The sequence below is a fragment of the Rothia endophytica genome, from assembly GCF_928381505.1.
Lineage (GTDB): Bacteria > Actinomycetota > Actinomycetes > Actinomycetales > Micrococcaceae > Rothia > Rothia endophytica_A.
Genome location: NZ_CAKMSJ010000024.1, coordinates 1 through 2,046 on the forward strand (window position 1 = coordinate 1; position 2,046 = coordinate 2,046).

1 rRNA gene is annotated in these 2,046 nt (G+C 52.2%); it reads right to left on the bottom strand.

Annotated elements, in window-relative coordinates:
* Nucleotides 1-166 precede the first annotated feature (166 nt).
* A 16S ribosomal RNA gene (locus L6990_RS11760) occupies nt 167-1,700 on the bottom strand.
* Nucleotides 1,701-2,046: the final 346 nt, after the last annotated feature.

Consider the following 2,046-nt stretch of genomic DNA (forward strand, 5'->3'; position numbering starts at 1 on the left):
CTTGTTGCCTCAAAACCCAACAACACACCAAAAAACAGTTACGAGACTCTCCACCAGAAAAACCACCAGGGCTTTTCTAACCTGAACCAATATTCCACCCATGAGCAAACCACCTGTCCAACACTCGTGAACCAAAGGCGGCCAACTATCTAGTTGTGCTCCTTAGAAAGGAGGTGATCCAGCCGCACCTTCCGGTACGGCTACCTTGTTACGACTTAGTCCCAATCGCCAATCCCACCTTCGACGACTCCCTCCCACAAAGGGGTTAGGCCATCGGCTTCGGGTGTTACCAACTTTCGTGACTTGACGGGCGGTGTGTACAAGGCCCGGGAACGTATTCACCGCAGCGTTGCTGATCTGCGATTACTAGCGACTCCGACTTCATGGGGTCGAGTTGCAGACCCCAATCCGAACTGAGACCGGCTTTTTGGGATTAGCTCAACCTCACAGTATCGCAACCCTTTGTACCGGCCATTGTAGCATGCGTGAAGCCCAAGACATAAGGGGCATGATGATTTGACGTCATCCCCACCTTCCTCCGAGTTAACCCCGGCAGTCTCCTATGAGTCCCCACCATTACGTGCTGGCAACATAGAACGAGGGTTGCGCTCGTTGCGGGACTTAACCCAACATCTCACGACACGAGCTGACGACAACCATGCACCACCTGTATACCAGCCCTAAAAGGGAAACCCCATCTCTGAGGCGGTCCAGTATATGTCAAGCCTTGGTAAGGTTCTTCGCGTTGCATCGAATTAATCCGCATGCTCCGCCGCTTGTGCGGGCCCCCGTCAATTTCTTTGAGTTTTAGCCTTGCGGCCGTACTCCCCAGGCGGGGCACTTAATGCGTTAGCTACGGCGCGGAAAACGTGGAATGTTCCCCACACCTAGTGCCCAACGTTTACGGCATGGACTACCAGGGTATCTAATCCTGTTCGCTCCCCATGCTTTCGCTTCTCAGCGTCAGTTACAGCCCAGAGACCTGCCTTCGCCATTGGTGTTCCTCCTGATATCTGCGCATTTCACCGCTACACCAGGAATTCCAGTCTCCCCTACTGCACTCTAGTCTGCCCGTACCCACTGCAAACCCGGGGTTAAGCCCCGGGCTTTCACAGCAGACGCGACAAACCGCCTACAAGCTCTTTACGCCCAATAATTCCGGACAACGCTCGCGCCCTACGTATTACCGCGGCTGCTGGCACGTAGTTAGCCGGCGCTTCTTCTGCAGGTACCGTCACTTTCGCTTCTCCCCTGCTGAAAGAGGTTTACAACCCGAAGGCCGTCATCCCTCACGCGGCGTCGCTGCATCAGGCTTGCGCCCATTGTGCAATATTCCCCACTGCTGCCTCCCGTAGGAGTCTGGGCCGTGTCTCAGTCCCAGTGTGGCCGGTCACCCTCTCAGGCCGGCTACCCGTCGTCGCCTTGGTGAGCCGTTACCTCACCAACAAGCTGATAGGCCGTGAGCCCATCTAAAACCAGTACAAAATCCCTTTCCACCAACACCCCATGCGAGGGTTGGTCGTATCCGGTATTAGACCCCGTTTCCAAGGCTTATCCCAGAGTTAAAGGCAGGTTACTCACGTATTACTCACCCGTTCGCCACTAATCCAACCCTGCAAGCAGGGTCTTCATCGTTCGACTTGCATGTGTTAAGCACGCCGCCAGCGTTCGTCCTGAGCCAGAATCAAACTCTCCGTTAAAAATCTCTTTAATCGAGTAGCTTGATAATTTTCTGTATCTCATTGAAACGAGTCACCAAAGGATCACGGGGTGATCCTCCTCCTGTGCTTAATAGGAGCAAAGTGGCGACTCAAACTGTCAATCTGAAACCATCTGATTATCAAATTCGCGCTCTTCCATCACCGTGAGGTGCTGGTCGAGCGACTTTATTTATTAATTATTTGGTATCAGTTCAAATCCAAAACCAACAGGCCAACGATATTGTGTTGAACCCTAATGTTAGTTTGGACGAAAGAATCATTATTTGTTCTTTAGTGCGTTATTGAGTTTTCAAACAACAAACCGCATCACATCATATTCACACAC